The organism is Shewanella sp. SG41-4 (genome assembly GCF_014164505.1).
Classification (GTDB): domain Bacteria; phylum Pseudomonadota; class Gammaproteobacteria; order Enterobacterales; family Shewanellaceae; genus Shewanella.
Genome location: NZ_JACJFI010000317.1, coordinates 1 through 3,917, shown reverse-complemented (window position 1 = coordinate 3,917; position 3,917 = coordinate 1). Strand labels below are relative to the sequence as shown.

The window sequence follows — 3,917 nt, the reverse complement described above, 5'->3', positions numbered from 1 at the left end:
CAAAATATAAAATGCTCACTATACTAATTGATAATGAGTCAGTGAGGAGTACTAGCGATGAGATTACTTTCGCGTGCCATTAGTTGCCCACATTGCGGGCATCATCAATATGTCACTTTAGATGCCAGTTCTGGAGATCAAGAATATTACGATGACTGTCGTATTTGTTGTAATCCAATACACATTAGAATGCACCTGGATGATAACCGCCGGACAATTGAACTTCATATTGATTCTGACGATGAACAAATTTATTAATTTATAGCTAGCCTGCTTAAAACTCTAAGCAGGCAAGTTAATACATGTTATTACACCGGTTGATTAGGCGAGCTGCTTTTTAGCTAAAATTCGCTCGACAGTATCAACAATAACCTGTGTCTGACTGTCTATTTCAATATTAATCTTGTCGCCAGCGCTGTAATGATTCAAGTTGGTCAACTTCAATGTTTCAGGAATTAAGTGCAATACAAAACCATCATTGCTAACTTTACCTACCGTTAAGCTACAACCATTTATTCCCACAAATCCTTTATAAAAGATGTAGTTCATCCATTGAGGAGCAACCTGCAATTCAATATTGTAATGTTCGTTGGTGTTACTGACCGACTTAACAGTGGCCAGAGTATGTACGTGACCAGATAATATATGCCCACCAATCTCGGTCCCAAATGTTAACGAACGCTCGATATTCACCATATCACCAACACTGATATTACCTAGGTTAGTTACGGCTAATGTTTCTTCCATTACATCAAAAAAAACCTTATCATTTAGTATCTTGGTTACGGTAAGACAAACCCCATTATTGGCAACGCTAGCACCTGTCACTAATCCTTGTATTAATGTTGGTGTCATTGCAACTTCAAAGGTTTTAAGACCTGCAGCATTGTTAATCGATACTACTTCACACGTGGCTTGGACTATACCAGTAAACATAATTCTCTCGTTCCGTTATAGGTTTTTTAATGAATAATACAGGTTTTCAAATTTCACGCTTGATAAAATTAGCGCTTCCTGTGCTGATAGCCCAAGTGACTCAAACCATGATGGGTTTTATTGACACTGTGATGGCTGGTCGAGTGAGTGCCGTAGATATGGCAGCTGTTGCCGTTGGCACCAGCTTGTGGTTACCTGCTATCTTATTTGTTCAAGGCTTATTAATGTCTTTTACCCCGGTGTTTTCGCAACATCACGGGGCGAATAATCAACAAATCATTCCGTCACTCATTTTTCAGGCGGGTTATATTGCCATAATTGGTGGTATTGGGGTGATGTTGTTTCTCGCATCTTCAACATATTTACTCGATTTTATGCATTTAGAACCAAAACTGCATGCATTAACCGTGGGTTATATAGATGCTATCTTGTGGGGAGCACCTGCTTTCGTTTTGTATCAGGTATTACGCGGTTGCAGTGAAGGGATTTCTTATACCATGCCGACAATGGTCATTGGATTTATCGGGTTAGCGGTCAATATACCCGCCAATTACGTGTTTATTTATGGTGGTTTTGGTATTCCCGCTATGGGCGGTGCTGGTTGTGGTGTTGCAACTGCATTAGTGTTTTGGGCTATGTTAGCAGCCATGATTATATACATGTTAGTGGATAAAACATTTAAAGAGCTCGCGCCATTCAAACAGTTTTTTCGTCCTCATTTAGCCAGTATGTGGTCCATGACCAAATTGGGTATGCCGATTGCGATGGCATTATTTTTTGAGGTAAGCCTGTTTGCTGTCATCGCATTATTTTTAGCGCCATTAGGTGCTAACGTCGTTGCAAGCCATCAGATCGCCCTCAACTTCTCATCAATTATATTTATGTTGCCCTTATCAATTGGTATAGCAGTATCGATCCGAATTGGTTACTACCTTGGGCGTGGGCAACCAGAAATATCGGCCTTAGTTGCAAAAGTAGGTTTAGGGTTATCATTCTGCCTAGCCATTTTTACCGCGATACTAACAGTGACCTTTAAACACCAAATCGCCTTATTGTATAACGATAACCCTGAAGTGGTTGCATTAGCTGGCAGCCTAATGATGTTAGCTGCGTTCTATCAGATATCAGATTCTATTCAAGTTGTCGCTGCTGGTGCATTACGTGGGTATAAAGATACTCGTAGTGCATTTTACATTACCTTGTTCTCGTATTGGGTGATCGGCATGACAACGGGTTATATTTTAGGGTATACGAATTTACTTGTTGAACCTATGGGCGCACACGGTTTTTGGATTGGCTTAATTGCAGGTTTAACATCCGCTGCTATTTTGTTTGCTATTAGATTGAAATACATTCAAAAGAAAGGATTTGAGTTTCAACAGATTGGCTAATCGATTTGATTTTTTACAAGCTTAAGCGACTCACATTGCTTAAGCTTGAATCAAGTTGCACAGCAAATCACCATTTAGACATAAAAATGTTTTTTTTGCTTGCATGCAATAGCCCATCCCCCTTAAGATAGCGTCCGCTTTGAAGCAAAACATTTTAAAGCAAGCGTTAACAATACACCCGTAGCTCAGCTGTTAGAAAGAGTCGCACTACACTCTTCACAAATGCAAATGGCAGGTGTCGGTATTCTGTTGAAATAATAGAAGTCCACTCGGGTTTACCACTCTTCTCAAAGAGTCTAAACATTGAAATTGTAATAAATGTAAACAATACACCCGTAGCTCAGCTGGTTAGAGCACTACCTTGACATGGTAGGGGTCGGTGGTTCGAGTCCACTCGGGTGTACCACTCTTTTCAAAGAGTCTAAACATTGGAATTGTAATAAAAGTAAACAATACACCCGTAGCTCAGCTGGTTAGAGCACTACCTTGACATGGTAGGGGTCGGTGGTTCGAGTCCACTCGGGTGTACCATTTCTTGCTGTAACTCCTCGTTTTAAAAGCCTTTCTGTATTACCAAATTCTCTACGGTAAAAATATATCTGTGCCAAATCGTATTAGCCTCGTGCCAACCAGTCATTTTTCGAATCTATAAGTCATACAATTTCATTCTTGTTAAAATCAGTCTATAAAGTAAATATAACTCACAACAATAGGCAAAAAACACCAAAATGACGTTTTGTGCCCATTTCGTGCCAAACATGTTGGCACAAGTGATTTTTGAACCTCAAAAGTATGACCACTACCATTACCGGCACGATGAATAATTTACAGCCACACAATCCAGTTGACGTACTTTAAATCAACACCTGATGTACACCAAGTAGATTAATGTACTTTTTCAAAATGGCTTGTCTTTTCAACAACTGCTCTGAACCGCCTACTCATGACAAGCGACTTAACTCTACTATTTGGTTAATTTGAACACCTTCGGTTTTCTATTTAGATTGTGAAATTTAGTGCCGTAGCCAAATGGCAACCGTATTAGTCACCATTCTTTTACCGCAATTATTCGCAGCAAGTCCGCAGGCAAAGGCAAAACAGAAGGGAACGCTTAGAGAATAGTGCTCAAATATTTTCGCGACCCAAGGTACATTTACCCCTCCAATTACCAATAACAGCCCAGTAACCAATGACACAGTCATACTGTCACGCCATAGGAGTAATGCTTTGTGGGCATCTTTTATTAGTGGGTCATTTTGTAAAGGCTGATAGATATGTCGATACCACACTTGATTTTGCTGCTCTGCAGATGCATTCGGTGGCATAAACGAATGCATCTTTTGTTCTAGCAAGCTAACGTCAATACGCTGGTCATTAGCTGCAAGTGTCATAAATCTGTGTCCTGGCAAAGCATTATTGAGTCGTAAGTACACCAACTGATGCTTAATTGATGCGGGTAACAAGCGTAAGCGGTTAATTAACCCCACATACCAATAATACTCACGCTTTAATATAGTGCCTTTTTCACCGGAGGTACTATGAACCAAGAACAAAAGCGCGCCCATTGGGTATCAATTGTTGAGCAACAAA

At 40.1% G+C, this 3,917-nt stretch carries 4 protein-coding genes and 2 tRNA genes; 4 read left to right on the top strand and 2 right to left on the bottom strand.

Annotation, left to right across the window (positions count from 1 at the left end; translation table 11 throughout):
* Window positions 1-57 precede the first annotated feature (57 nt).
* Entirely contained in the window at window positions 58-258 is a 201-nt protein-coding gene (locus H5202_RS18845) for a CPXCG motif-containing cysteine-rich protein (RefSeq protein ID WP_182773416.1), read from the top strand.
* A gap of 63 nt (window positions 259-321) precedes the next feature.
* Here the strand turns inward: H5202_RS18845 and H5202_RS18840 are convergent, their stop codons facing one another.
* Entirely contained in the window at window positions 322-936 is a 615-nt protein-coding gene (locus H5202_RS18840; RefSeq protein WP_182773415.1) for a riboflavin synthase subunit alpha, read from the bottom strand.
* A gap of 29 nt (window positions 937-965) precedes the next feature.
* Between H5202_RS18840 and H5202_RS18835 the strand changes: the two genes are divergently transcribed.
* From H5202_RS18835 to H5202_RS18825, 3 genes are all read left to right on the top strand, one after another.
* Window positions 966-2,327, top strand: a complete 1,362-nt coding sequence (locus tag H5202_RS18835) for an MATE family efflux transporter (RefSeq protein WP_182773414.1) — start codon at window positions 966-968, stop codon at window positions 2,325-2,327.
* 329 nt (window positions 2,328-2,656) lie between these two features.
* Window positions 2,657-2,733 (top strand) — tRNA-Val (locus H5202_RS18830).
* A gap of 48 nt (window positions 2,734-2,781) precedes the next feature.
* Window positions 2,782-2,858: transfer RNA gene (locus H5202_RS18825), tRNA-Val, on the top strand.
* Between the two features lie 482 nt (window positions 2,859-3,340).
* Here the strand turns inward: H5202_RS18825 and H5202_RS18820 are convergent.
* On the bottom strand, window positions 3,341-3,892 hold the full coding sequence (locus H5202_RS18820; protein WP_182773413.1) for a hypothetical protein: 552 nt from the start codon (window positions 3,890-3,892) through the stop codon (window positions 3,341-3,343).
* Between the last annotated feature and the right edge of the window lie 25 nt (window positions 3,893-3,917).